The organism is Actinomadura harenae (assembly GCF_003696215.1).
GTDB lineage: Bacteria > Actinomycetota > Actinomycetes > Streptosporangiales > Streptosporangiaceae > Spirillospora > Spirillospora harenae.
Window position 1 is genome coordinate 1 of record NZ_RFFG01000161.1, and the last position, 13,787, is coordinate 13,787.

Annotated in this window: 12 protein-coding genes; 1 reads left to right on the forward strand and 11 read right to left on the reverse strand. The window is 70.5% G+C overall.

What is annotated here, in order from left to right:
- The 10 genes from EBO15_RS40385 to EBO15_RS40430 all read right to left on the reverse strand — a co-directional run.
- The coding region (locus tag EBO15_RS40385; protein WP_233616803.1) for an oligosaccharide flippase family protein at window positions 1-1,235 on the reverse strand (1,235 nt) is incomplete at its 3' end.
- Between the two features lie 59 nt (window positions 1,236-1,294).
- Window positions 1,295-2,308 (reverse strand): hypothetical protein, encoded by a 1,014-nt coding sequence (locus EBO15_RS40390; RefSeq protein WP_122199735.1) that lies wholly within the window; start codon window positions 2,306-2,308, stop codon window positions 1,295-1,297.
- Window positions 2,305-3,576: a DUF4910 domain-containing protein gene (locus EBO15_RS40395; RefSeq protein ID WP_122199736.1), complete on the reverse strand. Its 1,272-nt coding sequence runs from the start codon at window positions 3,574-3,576 to the stop codon at window positions 2,305-2,307. Before EBO15_RS40395 ends, EBO15_RS40390 begins: the two co-directional genes overlap by 4 nt.
- The gene (locus EBO15_RS40400; RefSeq protein ID WP_122199737.1) at window positions 3,573-4,589 is read right to left on the reverse strand and encodes an NAD-dependent epimerase/dehydratase family protein; all 1,017 of its coding nucleotides are present in this window, start codon (window positions 4,587-4,589) and stop codon (window positions 3,573-3,575) included. The genes EBO15_RS40395 and EBO15_RS40400 overlap by 4 nt, the downstream gene beginning before the upstream one ends.
- Window positions 4,590-4,598: 9 nt before the next feature.
- Window positions 4,599-5,240 (reverse strand): PIG-L deacetylase family protein, encoded by a 642-nt coding sequence (locus tag EBO15_RS40405; protein WP_122199738.1) that lies wholly within the window; start codon window positions 5,238-5,240, stop codon window positions 4,599-4,601.
- A 294-nt stretch (window positions 5,241-5,534) separates the two neighbouring features.
- Complete coding sequence (locus tag EBO15_RS40410; RefSeq protein WP_122199739.1) at window positions 5,535-6,308, reverse strand: glycosyltransferase family protein; 774 nt, start codon at window positions 6,306-6,308, stop codon at window positions 5,535-5,537.
- Complete coding sequence (locus EBO15_RS40415) at window positions 6,305-7,543, reverse strand: class I SAM-dependent methyltransferase (RefSeq protein WP_122199745.1); 1,239 nt, start codon at window positions 7,541-7,543, stop codon at window positions 6,305-6,307. Before EBO15_RS40415 ends, EBO15_RS40410 begins: the two co-directional genes overlap by 4 nt.
- A gap of 371 nt (window positions 7,544-7,914) precedes the next feature.
- The gene (locus tag EBO15_RS40420) at window positions 7,915-10,176 is read right to left on the reverse strand and encodes a heavy metal translocating P-type ATPase (RefSeq protein ID WP_122199740.1); all 2,262 of its coding nucleotides are present in this window, start codon (window positions 10,174-10,176) and stop codon (window positions 7,915-7,917) included.
- A gap of 90 nt (window positions 10,177-10,266) precedes the next feature.
- Entirely contained in the window at window positions 10,267-11,184 is a 918-nt protein-coding gene (locus tag EBO15_RS40425; protein WP_122199746.1) for a hypothetical protein, read from the reverse strand.
- Window positions 11,185-11,274: 90 nt separating this feature from the next.
- Entirely contained in the window at window positions 11,275-11,478 is a 204-nt protein-coding gene (locus EBO15_RS40430) for a heavy-metal-associated domain-containing protein (protein ID WP_122199741.1), read from the reverse strand.
- A gap of 424 nt (window positions 11,479-11,902) precedes the next feature.
- Here EBO15_RS40430 and EBO15_RS40435 point away from each other — a divergent pair, with 424 nt between their 5' ends.
- Window positions 11,903-12,766, forward strand: a complete 864-nt coding sequence (locus EBO15_RS40435) for an Fpg/Nei family DNA glycosylase (protein ID WP_122199742.1) — start codon at window positions 11,903-11,905, stop codon at window positions 12,764-12,766.
- A gap of 241 nt (window positions 12,767-13,007) precedes the next feature.
- On the opposite strand, the gene EBO15_RS40440 is transcribed toward EBO15_RS40435, so the two are convergent.
- Window positions 13,008-13,454 (reverse strand): SSI family serine proteinase inhibitor, encoded by a 447-nt coding sequence (locus EBO15_RS40440; RefSeq protein ID WP_233616804.1) that lies wholly within the window; start codon window positions 13,452-13,454, stop codon window positions 13,008-13,010.
- Between the last annotated feature and the right edge of the window lie 333 nt (window positions 13,455-13,787).

Sequence of the window (13,787 nt, forward strand, 5' to 3'; positions counted from 1 at the left end):
AGCGCCGGGCCGAGCCGGACGCCCGCGCGGTGCAGCGCGGCGAGCGCGAGCGGCAGGGCGACGGCCGCGCCGACGAGCGCGTGCGCCGCGCCGACGCCCCGGATCCCGTCGATCCGCACGCCGGTGAGCAGCGCCGGGACGAGCACGACGACCCACGCGAGGTTCAGCCACATCGTCGCGCGGGTGCGTCCGGCCGCGGTGAGCACGTCGAAGGTCAGCGACGTGATCATCCGGACGGCCATCAGGAGCGCGAGGTACCCGAGGACGGCCGCGCCGGGCGTCCAGCGCGCGCCGTACAGGAAGGTCAGCAGCGGTTTCGCGAGCGTCGCGAGGAGCACGGCGGCGGGGAAGACGAACGCGAGGAGCAGCGGGAGGCTTCGGCGGACGCCGCCGGCGAGGGAGTCGGGGTCGTCCCGTTCGGCGAGACGCGAGAACGCGGCCGTGGACACGTACCGGATCGCCTGCCCGATCAGCGTCGGGACCCAGCTCGAGACGTTGAACGCGATCATGTAGTAGCCGATCGCGACCGTCCCGAGGACGTGCCCGACGATCACGTAGTCCGCGTTGAGCAGCACGGACTCGATGCCGAGGGACGCGGCGAGCGGCAGGCCGAAGCGCAGCAGCCGCCGGGCGACGGCCCGGTCGAAGCCGAACTCGGCCGGGACGTCCGCCCAGCGCATGATGAGCGCGCCCGCGACGACGGACGCGACGACCTGCCCCCAGACGAAGCTGTAGGGGCCGAAGTCCGCGAGCGCCAGGGCCACAGCCACGGGCGCCTGACAGAGCAGTCCGACGAGATTCGCCTTGACGAGGGTGTCCTGCCTGAACTCGCGCATGAGCGAACCGCTGCGGACGGCTGTGATGCCATCCACGACAACGACCAGGCACAGCAACCGGATCGGCCCGGTGGCGGCATCACTGTCGGCAAGGTGCGCGTAGTACGGCGCCGCGAACCAGCACGCCACATACACGAGCGCACTGGAAATGAACGCGAGGACGGCCGCCGTAGGCGCCATCTCCTCAAGCTTGCCGCGCCACTGGACGACCGCCGCGATGATGCCCGCGTCGTTCACATGGATGAGGAAGGCCCAGGCCGCTAGGGCGATGGCGAAGACACCGAAGTCCCGGGGGGCGAGCAACCGCGCGAGCACGAGGTTGAGCGCGAACGAACCGGCCTTGGTGCCGACCGTCCCCAGCAGGCTCCAGCTCAGCCCCCGCCGCGTTTTCGCACCCAACGACGGCTCTGCCCCGTCCCTGGCATTGCCCCCGTCCCTGGCGTTGCCCCCGTCCTCGCTCAAGGTGCGTCCTGGACGCGTTCCAGCCAGATCTCCCGCCAGAAGGGGACGAACTCGCGCGGGCAGTTGAAGTTGTAGGCGCCCTCACAGACCAGACCTTCGAGGATGATGCAGGGGGTCCTCATGGTGAGGAGGCGTCCGGTGCGCTCGTCCAGGACCTTCTCGACCCGCGCGCGCACACGAGCCGTCTTGCCGCAGTGGCGGGACATCTCGTTCTCGAAGCCCATGCCGCGGTTGAGCAGGTCCTTGTTGAGCGTCTTGATGATCTCGGCGCGGGACTTGATGCGGACGAGTTCGCCCGGCTTGAGGTCGAGGGTCTCCACAGGGGTGCGTCCATCGACGGCCCCCTCGAACAACGCCCAGCGCAGGCCCTTGTTGATGAGCAGAGGCTTCGGCAGGCGCGCGCGCGTGATGTCCTGGTACCGGTTGTAACCGCCGATGAAGAACGCCCTGACGGACTCACCGATCGTGTTGTTGCCAGAGCGGACGTCGTCCACGAACTGGCTGACGTTCTTCACGCCGACGCGCTCGGGCGCGGCGCGCAGCAGCTCCGTGGCCTGGCACGAGTAGCGGACCTCGCCGTCCACGTCGGGATCCCTACGCGTGTTGACCTCAAGCAGGGGAAGCAGCTTGCGAACGCCCTCGTCCTGCTCCGCGGGCACCGGTTCCGCTACCGAGTTCCTGTCGACGCGCTTGAGCCAGGCCTCTTTCCAGTAGAGCGAGCATGCCGTCTGGCATCCACCGTGGGACGCGCCGTCGCACCGCGCCTCAGCCAGGTGGACGGCGCTCTCCATACGCCGCATGCCGGAACGGCTGATCGTGTCGCACAGCTTGTGCGCGACCTTGTGGACGGTCATCCGGCGCCCGCAGTACGCGAGCATCTCCGGCATGAAGGGCAGGCCGTCCAGCTCGCCCCGTTCGTCGAGCGTCGCGAGGATCTCCTCCGCGCCGCGCACCTCAACGACGTCGCCCGCTCTCAGCCCGGTTCCGGGCCCGCTCTTGACCTCGGTCATGGTTCCAGCTCCTTGAGGAGTCCGGCGTCGCGCAGGGCGTCGGCGGCGTCGGCGACGGTGGCGAACGGCAGATCGGATCGGTCCGCGATGTCGAGGAGGCTGTGCAGCCCGTCGGACTGGTTCAGCACCCACAGCATCGCCATCTGGGCTTGCTCGGTGTCACTGCGTCCGCCGAGGGCCCCGTACAGGCCACGGCGTCCCAACTGGGGTTCGCCAAGGGGACTGAGGTTCAGGTAGGTCCGGTCGCGTTCCAGTACCTGGACGGCCTGCCAGAGCGTTTCCAGGGTGTCGCTCATAGCCGTGGGGGAGACGAACGAGGGATCGTCCCCGGACGTGTGGTACTCCGGGTAACGCGCATAGGGAGTCCGCGTCAGCGAGCCCACCGGAAGGTCGAACCCAGGGGAGCAGTACTGGCGTTCGTCGTATCCATAGGGGGAGAAGTCCAGAACCGTATGGGGACGCCCACGCAGCACATGCGTGAAGGCCCGGTCTATGGACGCGTCCCCACGCCTGCTCCGCTTGTAGTGGATCTGGCCTTCGTCTCCTGCGCACGCGAGGGTCAGTCCATGTGCGATGGCGTCCACACGTTCCCGGTTGCGGGCCAGCCAGGTGATCGCCCCGATGGTCCCTGGAGCGAAGATGAAGCGGAACGTGTGACGAGGCTCGTGAAGCCGCTGCGCCAAGGCGACCGCCACCGCGATCCCGGCCAGGTTGTCGTTCGCTAGGGACGGGTGGCAGACATGGCAGGAGACCAGCACTTCCCTATCGCTGCTCCCCGGAATGACCGCCTCGCCATAGGTGAGGTGACCGTCCTCCAACGTGGAGTCGATGAAGACCTCGAACGGGCCGTCCCCCAGGGACGCGCGGGTCTCCTCGCTCAGGCAGAAGCCCCACGTCTCGGCGTAGTAGCTCGTCCTGTAGGGGACCAGGGACGGCTGGTCGGGCAGCGTATGGAGATGCGGCGCCAGGTCGTCCATCGTCATCGTCTCGTGCACGGGCGTGCTGTAGCCGACGACGTGCAGGTTCAACGCCTGGAAATCAACCACGCGCTCGCCTGTCGCGACGTCCTTGATGTAGGCGTCGCGGATGTTCCACTCGCGCGGGACGGTCCAGTCGAGCACGTCCGTCCCGGTCGGGACCTCGTGCGCCCGAAGGGACGGCAGGTGCTCCCCCACGATGTCGAGCGTCCGCCGGACACCGTCCCCGGTGATGCTCCGGCAGAGCGGATACAGCCGCTCCACCAGAGCATGCATCTCGTCCGGTGTCATGACCGGAAGTTCTCGTCCAGAGTGCCCGCCTCACGCCGGTCGGCGAGGCGCGCGAGGCGGGTGAAGCGGCGGTCGAACGCGTCCTGCGTCAGCCCGTGTTCGCGGTACTTCACGGCCAGTTCCCTAGCGCCGTCCGCGACGGACCACGCGCAGTCGAAATCCGGAAGCGCCTCTCGTATGCGCGCGAAGTCCACCCGGTAGGAACGCGGATCACCGCCCGTCTCCCCCGTGATGACCAGCTCAGCGTCCGGGACGGCGTCCCGCACATGTTCGGCGATCTGCGCGACCTGAAGGTTGTTGCGCTCGGTTCCCACGTTGAACGCCCTGCCGTGGACGGCATCACGCGGCGCGTCCAGGACGGCGGCGAACGCGGCGGCGATATCGCGCGCGTGCACGAGCGGACGCCACGGAGTCCCGTCCGACAGCACCTTCACCACGCCGGACAGCAGCGCGTGCCCGACCAGGTTGTTGAGCACGATGTCGGCGCGCAGCCGCGGCGAGAAACCGAACGCCGTCGCGTTGCGCAGCGAGACGGGGGAGAAGTCGCCGTCCGCGAGCCCGAAAATGTCGTCCTCGACCCGTACCTTGGACTCGGCGTAAGGAGTGACGGGACGCAGCGGGGCGTCCTCGTCCACCAGCGTGTCGCCGCTCGCGCCGTACACCGAGCACGTCGAGGCGTAGAGGAAGCGCCGCACCCCGGCCTCGCGGGCCAGCCGGGCGAGCCGGGACGCGGCGCGATGGTTGATGTCGTAGGTGATGTCCGGACGCAGCGACCCCAGCGGATCATTCGACAGCGCCGCGAGGTGCACCACCGCGTCGAACCCGGCGAGCGCGCCGGCCTCGACGTCCCGGAGGTCGGCGGCCAGCGTGGGCGGGTCGTCCGGGGACGGCCCGAGCACGCAGTCGGCGAACAGCCCGGAGTCGAGGCCGGTGACCTCGTGCCCGGCCGCGGTCAGCACGGGCGCCATGACCGTGCCGAGGTACCCCTGATGGCCGGTGAGCAGGACGCGCACGGCAGCTCCTCAGAATCGGAGGGTGAGTTTGCTGGTGTGGAAGCCCTCTGCGTAGCGGTCGCCCGCCTGCACCCCGCGTACGCGCGCGAGGCCGCGGAACGTCTCGTCGTCGAACCAGGAACGGTCGTGTTGGGAGGGGTAGCAGCGGTGCAGCAGCTCGATCTTCTCCGTGACCACGGACTCGCCCAAGGGCACGAACACCTCGGGCTGCTGGAGATCCGACTCCCATTTGAGGATCTCGTAGCCGAGCGTCATGTGGTCGCGGAACACCGTCGGGACGAGCTTGGCGAGCCCCCGGTGGTCCTGGTGGGCGTCGGTCATGGACGGCGCCAGGATCAGGTCCGGATCGCAGCCGCGCCCGACCTCCTCCAGCGCCTCCTTCGTGCGCTCCCAGTAGGCGGGCAGCCGGCCGTCCGGCATGTCGAGGACGGCCACCTCCAGCCGCGCCTTCGGGCAGAACGCGTCCAGCGCCTCCCGCTCCTCGGCCTCGCGCACCGTCCCGGCGCCCGACAGGATCAGCGCCCGCACGCTGATCCCCGGGTTGGCCCGGCACAGCTGGAGCAGCGTCCCGCCCGCCCCGAGCGGCACGTCGTCGCAGTGCGCCCCGAGCAGCAGGATCTCCGAGCAGTTGCCCGGCGTCAGTCTGATCATCGTTTCCTCGTCCCGGTCACCGCCACCACCCCCCGGCCGTGGCCGCGTCCGACCGGAAGGGCCCCGCCCCGGGCCCGTCCGGCACCGCCTCCCCGCGCCTCACACGAGCCGCGGGTCCCTGCCCGACTCCGTGCCTCTCCCGAGGCGCGGACCCTTCTGCCCGCCCGACTCGCACCGAGCCGGAAGGCCGTCCCGACCTGCGTAAAGAGGTCCTCTCACCCTGCGGCGGAGCCGCCCTACCGTCCTGCGACGGAGCCGCCCAACCGTCCTGCGGCGGAGCCGCCGTGTGCCGTGTCACCGTTCCCAGACCGCCCAGGGGCGGTCGCCGCGCAGGTACGCCTCGTCCAGCGCGAGGCGCTCCTTCACGGTGTCGGTGGGACGCCAGTAGCCCCGGTAGGGGTAGGTGAGCAGCCCGCCGGTCTTGGCGAGCGCCGCGCAGCCGTCCGCGACGAGGTCGCCGCCCTCGGGGATGTGCTCGAACACGTCCTGCCGGAGGACGAAGTAGCCGCCGTTGATCCACACCGGCATCTCGGTGACCGGGGTGATCCCGGACGCGCGGCCGTCGGAGCCGAGCTCGACGCAGTGGAACGAGTCGGTCGGCGGCACGACCATCATCGACGCGCCCGCGTCGGACGCGGCGAACCGGTCGATCATGTCCGGCAGCGGCGCGTCGGTGAGCACGTCGGCGTAGTTGGCGAGGAACATCTCGTCCCCGTCCAGATGGTGCCGGACGCGCCGGAGCCGCTCGCCGATCGGCGACTCGGCGCCGGTGTCCACGAACGTGATCTCCCAGTCGGAGATGTCGGTGGACAGCAGCTCGACTCGTCCGCCGCGCAGCCGGAAGTCGTTGGAGTGCGTCTCCGAGTAGTGGACGAAGAAGTCCTTGATGTGCTGCGGCGCGTGGCCGAGGCACAGGATGAACTCGGTGTGCCCGTAATGCGCGTAGTAGCGCATGACGTGCCACAGCAGCGGACGCGGACCGACCAGCTGCATCGGCTTGGGGACGTCGCCGGGCGTCCCGGTGCGCATCCGCATCCCGAGTCCCCCGCAGAAGAGGACGACCTTCACGCGCCGACCTCCACGACGTCCAGTTCGGGGATCGGGAAGACGAGCCGTCCGCCCCAGGCGCCCACATAGGCGAGTTGCTCGGAAAGCTCGTCCCGCAGGTTCCACGGTAGGACGAGCACGTAGTCGGGACGGTCCTCGGCGATCCGCTCAGGCGGGAGGATCGGGATGCGCGTCCCGGGCGTGAACCGGCCGTGCTTGTACGGATTCCGGTCGACCGTGTAGGCGAGCAGGTCGGCGCGGACACCGCAGTGGTTCAGCAAGGTGTTGCCCTTGCCCGGAGCCCCGTACCCGACGACCGTCTTGCCTTCTTCGGCCGCCGCGATGAGGAACTTCAGCAGGTCGCGCCGCACTTTGGCGACGCGCTGCGCGAACGCCGCGTAGCCCTCGTCCCCATGGAGCCCCTGCTCGCGCTCCCGCCGCAGCAACTCCTGCACACGTTCGCCGGGTGCGCCGGACGGGCGGGCCCAGAGGCGGATGGAGCCGCCGTGCGTGGGCAGGACCTCGACGTCCACCAGGGTCAGGCCGCCGCTCGCGAGGGCACGCTGCGCGGACGCGACCGTGTAGTACTGGAAATGCTCGTGGTAGATCGTGTCGTACTGGCCGAGTTCCATGAGCGTCGCGAGGTACTGGACCTCGATCGACACCCACCCGTCGTCCGCGACGAGCGCGCGCAGCCCCTTCGTGAAGCCGACGATGTCCGGGATGTGCGCGTAGACGTTGTTCGCGACGACGAGATCGGCGGGCCCGTGTTCCTCTCTGACCCGTTGCCCGGTCTCCTCGGTCAGGAACTCAGTCAGTGTCGGGACCCCCTTCTCCCGGGCCACCTCGCCGACATTCGCGGACGGTTCGATTCCCAGGCATCGGACGCCCTTTTCCACCACATGCCGGAGGAGGTATCCGTCATTACTGGCGACCTCCACCACGAACCGCGGCGCGACGCGCTCGACGGCCGCGTCCACGAACGCCTTCGCGTGCCGCACCCACGAGTCGGAGTAGGACGAGAAGTACGCGTACTCGGTGAACGTCTCCTCGGGCGTGATCAGCGGCGGGAGCTGCGCCAGCCGGCACTCCCGGCACACCCTCAGGTGCAGCGGGTAGGTGACCTCCGGCGCGTCCAGCCGGTCGGCCGTGAGGAACAGCTCGCAGGGCGGCGTGGCCCCGAGGTCCACGACGCCCGCCAGGTCCTTCGCGCCGCACAGGCGGCATTCGGTCGCACCACTGCTCGGATCGTTCAACGCCACCCCCGCGCGACCGGTTCCCCCTACGGCCCCGGCGCCTCGTCCCCGACGAACGCCCCCAGCATGACCAGCGATCTTTCTTTCGCCACGGGTCTGACCACATGCGGCCACAGATAGTGACCAAGGCTGGAATAAGGCGACCTACGGGTTGATGGAATGCCTATCCGGAATGCCCCGGAACGGCATACCGGAACCGGCCGAACCGCACAGATCAACCGTCCGCGGAACAAAGCGAAGAAGGCCCGGCCCCGAAGGGCCGGACCTCCTCGCGCGCGCCCGGTGTCAGGCGCCCGCGGAGACCGCTGCCAGGCGTTCCCGCCGAACCGTCAGGCGTTCCCGCCGTGCCGTCAGGCGTTCCCGCCGTGCCGTCAGCCGTTCCCGTCGAGCTGGCGGAACCGCCGGAGGCGGAGGCTGTTGCTCACCACGAAGACCGACGAGAAGGCCATCGCGCCACCCGCGATCATCGGGTTGAGCAGGCCGGTCGCCGCGAGCGGCAGTGCCGCCACGTTGTAGGCGAAGGCCCAGAACAGGTTCCCCTTGATGGTTCCGAGCGTCTTGCGGGAGAGCCGGATCGCGTCGGCCGCCGACCGCAGGTCGCCGCGGACCAGGGTCAGGTCGGACGCCTCGATCGCCGCGTCCGTGCCGGTGCCCATCGCCAGGCCCAGGTCGGCCTGGGCGAGCGCCGCCGCGTCGTTCACGCCGTCCCCGACCATCGCGACCGTCCGGCCCTCGGCCTGCAGCCGCTTGACCACGTCCACCTTGTCGGACGGCATGACCTCGGCGATCACCTCGTCGATGCCGACCTGGTCCGCGACCGTCCGGGCCACCGCCTCGTTGTCGCCGGTGAGCAGCACGGGCCGCAGGCCCAGCGCCCGCAGCTGCGTGATCGCCTCGGCGGACGTCGGCTTGATCTGGTCCGCGACGGTGAGGACCGCGCGGGCCCGGCCGTCCCAGCCGACCGCCACGGCGGTCTCGCCGCGCGCGGCCGCCTCGGTCATCGCGAGCTCCAGCTCGGGGGTCAGGTGCTGCTCCCACTCGGCGAGCAGCTTCGGCCGGCCGACGAGCACGCCGTGCCCGTCCACCACTCCCTGGACGCCCAGACCCTCGATGTTCCCGAAGTCGTCGACCCGGGGCAGTTCGCCGACCCGCTCGGTCGCGCCCTTGGCGATCGCCTGGGCGATCGGGTGCTCCGACGCGTCCTCCAGGGCCCCGGCCAGCCGCAGGACCTGCTCCTCGCCGGTCTCCGCGCCGGAGTCGACGACGACCTTGACGAGCGCCATCCGCCCGCTGGTCACGGTGCCGGTCTTGTCCAGGACGACGGTGTCCACGCGCCGGGTCGACTCGAGGACCTCCGGGCCCTTGATCAGGATGCCCATCTGGGCGCCCCGGCCCGTCCCGACCAGCAGCGCGGTCGGAGTGGCCAGGCCCAGGGCGCACGGGCAGGCGATGATCAGGACGGCGACCGCGGCGGTGAACGCGGCGGCGGTGCCGCCGCCGGTGCCGAGCCAGAAGCCGAGCGTCGCGACGGCGAGCGCGATCACGATCGGCACGAACACCCCGGAGATCCGGTCCGCGAGGCGCTGCACCTGGGCCTTGCCGGTCTGCGCGTCCTCGACCAGCTTCGCCATCTGCGCGAGCTGCGTGTCGGTGCCGACCCGGCTGGCGCGGACGAGCAGCCGCCCGCCGGCGTTCACCGTCGCGCCGACCACCGCGTCGCCCGGGCCGACCTCCACCGGGACGGACTCGCCGGTGAGCAGGGAGGCGTCCACGGCGGACGTGCCCTCCTCGACGACACCGTCCGTCGCGATCTTCTCGCCCGGCCGGACGACGAACACGTCGCCCACGTTGAGCTGGTCGATCGGGATGCGCTGCTCGGCCCCGCCGCGGATCACCGCGACGTCCTTGGCGCCGAGCTCGAGCAGGGTGCGCAGGGCGGCCCCGGCGCGCCGCTTGGAGCGCGCCTCGAAGTACCGTCCGGCCAGGATGAAGGCGATGACGCCGGACGCCGCCTCCAGGTAGATGTTGGACGAGCCGTCCGAGCGGGTCATCGAGAACTCGAAGCCGTGCTTCATGCCCGGCGTGCCCGCGTTGCCGAGGAACAGCGCCCACAGCGACCAGCCGAACGCGGCGAGCGTGCCCAGGCTGACCAGCGTGTCCATCGTCGCGGCGCCGTGCCGCAGGTTCGTCCAGGCGGCCCGGTGGAACGGCCAGCCCGCGTAGACGACCACGGGCGAGGCCAGGACCAGCGACATCCACTGCCAGTTCTTGAACTGCAGGGCCGGGACCATCGCCAGCGCGATCACCGGGACCGACAGCACCAGCGCCGTGATCAGCCGCTGCCGCAGGGGCTTCAGCTCGTCCTCGGGCTCCGCCGGCTCACCGGACTCGGCGCTCCTCGGCGGCTTCGGAAGCTCGGCGGTGTAGCCGGTCTTGACGACGGTGGCGATCAGGTCGTCCGCGGTCACACCTTCGGGGAACTGAACCGTCGCCTTCTCGGTCGCGTAGTTGACCGTGGCGGTGACGCCGTCCATCCGGTTGAGCTTCTTCTCGATGCGGGCGGCGCAGGAAGCGCAGGTCATCCCGCCGATCGCCAGCTCGATGTGGCCTGTGGGTGGGGCTTGCGCGGCCATCGCTGCTCCTTTCGCGTTCCGGCGCGTCTGCGCTTCCGCTGCTACGCGTCTTGGGGGGTGGGGGTGAAGTCTTTTCGGGCCTGGTCGGCGTTACTTGGCGACGGCGGTGAACTCGGCCGTGCGGACGGTTCCCTCGTGGCTGAAGTCCAGGTAGAGGCGGTACGTGCCCGCGCTCGGGACGTCCGCGTCGAAGGTGATGTCCGGACCGGGCTTGGTCTTGCCGTCGCCGGGCGCGCCCTCCGGGTGGACGTGGAGGTAGGCGAGGTCGCCGCTGCGCAGCGCGACCAGGTGGCCGTACGCCTCGAGGTACGGGTCCAGGTTCGTGACCTGCCGGCCGTCCTTGCTGACGGTCAGGGTCAGCGGGCTCGGCTTGCCGGCCGTCAGCTCGCCCTTCAGCGTCACCTCGTAGCCGTCGACCTTGGCCGTGAGCTCCGGCTGCGGGACGGCCTTGGGCTGGAAGTCGCCGGGGGCGAAGACGTCCGCGCCCAGGGTGAGCTGGTTCTCGGCGCCCACGGGCTGCACGTCGGTGAAGAACCGGTAGGTCCCGGCGTCCGTCAGCGTGATCGGGACGGACCAGACGCCGCCGCCGACCGCGGTCGGGTGCAGGTGCTGGAAGCCCGACAGGTCCCGGCGGGCGAGGATCAGGTGCAGGTCCTTGCCGTGCAGCGGGGTGTAACGGGTGACGGGCTTGCCGTCCGGGCCGTTCACCGTGAACCGGAAGTCGGTCTTGACGCCCGGGGTGACCGTGGTGGTCTGCGGGGCCAGCGTGTAGCCGTCGGCCGTGATCAGGAGCCCCCCGGGGGTACCTCCGCCGCCGTGACCCGCGTGCGCTCCGCCGTGCTCGCCGTGCTCGCCGTTCATGTCCCGCTCTCCGCTCTCACCGTTCATGTGATGGCCCGTCTCCGCCTTGGCGCCCACGGTTCCGGTCACCGTCCCGATTCCCAGCGCGCCGCCGAAGACGGCCGCCAGGCCCAGCACGTACGCTCCGACTCTCGTCGTCGTCCTCATCGCCATCCGTCCTTCCGGCCCGTCCCCGGCGGCTTCGGATGCCGCGGCGTCCCGCCCTCACACGGTCCGCCGCGGCACCGTTCCACCGGGTCAGGCGACCTCGTATCCGGCCTCGTCGATCGCGGCGCGGAAGGCGGCGTCGTCCAGCGGCGACTCGCTGGTGACGGTCACCTTGCCGCTCGCCAGCTCGACCTGGACGTCGCTGACGCCGCTGATCGAGCCGACCTCCTGCTTGACCGAGCCGACGCAGTGGCCGCAGGTCATTCCGGTGACGGTGTAGGTGGCGGTGCTCATGTCCCTGACTCCTCGGTGCTCGGTTCCTGTGTCCTCCGGGGTACCCCTGGGGGGTATCTCGTGGCCCTCATGTTGCCACAGGGTCACACCCTTCGCAACCCCTACCCCCTAGGGGTTATTGCGAGACTCGCATCACATTGCGGAGATATCTGGTGATACGTCCCGCCGGATCCCGCCACCCCGGACGGCGGGCCGCAGCGGACCTCGGAAGGTCTCCGGGCGGCTCCCGGGCGGTCCTGGCGGGCCGGTTATCCACATGTCCCGAGCCGCGGCCGCCGAGCGCGGGCCGCCGATTCAGGGGCATTTGCCAAGGTATCTCCGGCGTGAACGTCCCCGGCACCGGGGTCACCGGCCCCGCGCACAGGGTTTTCCACAGCTTTCCACAGCGCTGTGGACGACGGCCCCGCCTCGGATACTGTGAAGCATGCCCGAGCTTCCCGAGGTCGAGTCGCTCGCCGCGTTCCTGCGGGAACGCGCGGTCGGCCACGCCGTCGCCCGCGTCGATGTTCTCGCCATCTCCGCGCTCAAGACCTATGACCCGCCGATCACGGCCCTCGGCGGGCTGACGATCACCGGCGTCGCCCGGCACGGCAAGTACCTCGACATCGACGTGGACGGGCTGCACCTGGTCGTCCACCTCGCCCGCGCCGGATGGCTGCGCTGGCGCGACGAGATGCCCGTGAAGCCCGTCCGGCCCGGCGGCAAGAACCCGCTCGCCCTGCGCCTCCACCTGGACGACGGCTCGGGCTTCGACCTCACCGAGGCCGGCACGAAGAAGGGCCTGGCCGTCCACGTCGTGCGCGACCCGTCCGACGTGGAGAACGTCGCCACCCTCGGGCCCGACCCGCTCGCCCCGACCTTCACGGTCGACACGCTCACCGGCATCGTCCGCGGCAAACGCACCCAGATCAAGGGCCTGCTACGCGACCAGAAGATCGTCGCGGGCATCGGCAACGCCTACTCCGACGAGGTCCTCCACGTCGCGAGGATGTCCCCGTTCAAGATCGCCGACACCCTCACCGACGAGGAGATCCAGACCCTCTACGACGCCATCGTCGACACCCTCCGCGACGCCGTCGCCCGCTCCGAGGGCCTCGCCGCGCAGGACCTCAAGGCCGAGAAGAAGACCGGCCTCCGCGTCCACGGCCGCACCGGCGAGAAGTGCCCCGTCTGCGGCGACACGATCCGCGAGGTCTCGTTCGCCGACTCGTCCCTCCAGTACTGCCCCACCTGCCAGACCGGCGGCAAACCCCTGGCCGACCGCCGCCTCTCCCGACTCCTCAAGTAGCCCGCCCGAAGCTCGCCTTCTCCCGCCCGTCCCGAGTGCGGACATGAGCCGGCCGCGCCCACTCCCACCCGGGAAGAAGACGCGGCCTGGCACAGCAGATCAGGGCAGACCACGACCTCGCCGGGCCGTCATGGAAGGCCAGGAGGCCGGAAGCCGGCCATTCGGTCATGAGGCGGGCCTGCACCGCCCGGGAGCAGGCCGGTGATCAGGCGTGGTCGGGCGGGCAGGGAGCGGGCCGGGGTCAGCGGACGGGCGGGACGGCGCCGAAGAGCGGAGCGATCTTGCTCCAGCGGGCCAGCTGGCAGCCGTCCGTCCGGGTGAACTTCGTGTCGATCGCCTGGCCGTGCCAGGTGCCCTTGACCGTGGCGATCTCCGGACCGCCGTAGATCTTGGTGCACATCATGTCCGGCGGGACGGGCTTGAAGGCGTCCGGCGCCTTGGCCAGGGCCGCGCATGCCTTGGCCGCCTTCGGGTGGTCGCCGCCGGTGGGATCGCAGGTCAGCGTCCAGGTCTTCGCGGGAGCCTGGGCGGACGCCCGGAAGCTGACGGTCAGCCGGTTCGCGGAGGAGCCGCTGGGCGCGACCGTGTCCTTCGGCGGGGTCGCCGACGTCCCCGACTCGGCGTGCTCGGAACCGCAGGCGGCGGCCGACAACACCAAGGTCAGGGCGGCCGGCGTGAAAAGGAGCATCCGATACCGCATAGACGATTCGACGCCGCAGCCCTCCGAACGGTTCCCCACGATCCGACCGGCGCCTTCCCCATTCGAACAGCCACGGCCAACGTTCTCCCTGATCAGGTGCCAGAACCCTGACAGCCAGGCTCTCTGGTGTCAGCCCCGCCTGGACGGCCGGGCGTGCGACAGGGTGTGTGACGCGGCACAAGGCGGGCCGGGACGGCGGGTCAGACATCCCTGGAGGTTGGATGTCAAGCGGCGAGGTCGTGGTGGTGGTGTGACCAGGCGGTTGCCTGGTCGTAGGTGGTGTGGGTTTTGAGGCATCCGTGGAGGATGCCGACCAGGCGG

Bases quoted from the DNA above. Each gene is read 5' to 3' on its own strand.
- EBO15_RS40390 (WP_122199735.1), bottom strand. From the start codon at position 2,308: ATGACCGAGGTCAAGAGCGGGCCCGGAACCGGGCTGAGAGCGGGCGAC.
- EBO15_RS40395 (WP_122199736.1), bottom strand. From the start codon at position 3,576: ATGACACCGGACGAGATGCATGCTCTGGTGGAGCGGCTGTATCCGCTC.
- EBO15_RS40405 (WP_122199738.1), bottom strand. From the start codon at position 5,240: ATGATCAGACTGACGCCGGGCAACTGCTCGGAGATCCTGCTGCTCGGG.
- EBO15_RS40420 (WP_122199740.1), bottom strand. From the start codon at position 10,176: ATGGCCGCGCAAGCCCCACCCACAGGCCACATCGAGCTGGCGATCGGC.
- EBO15_RS40425 (WP_122199746.1), bottom strand. From the start codon at position 11,184: ATGAGGACGACGACGAGAGTCGGAGCGTACGTGCTGGGCCTGGCGGCC.
- EBO15_RS40430 (WP_122199741.1), bottom strand. From the start codon at position 11,478: ATGAGCACCGCCACCTACACCGTCACCGGAATGACCTGCGGCCACTGC.
- EBO15_RS40435 (WP_122199742.1), top strand. From the start codon at position 11,903: ATGCCCGAGCTTCCCGAGGTCGAGTCGCTCGCCGCGTTCCTGCGGGAA.
- EBO15_RS40440 (WP_233616804.1), bottom strand. From the start codon at position 13,454: ATGCTCCTTTTCACGCCGGCCGCCCTGACCTTGGTGTTGTCGGCCGCC.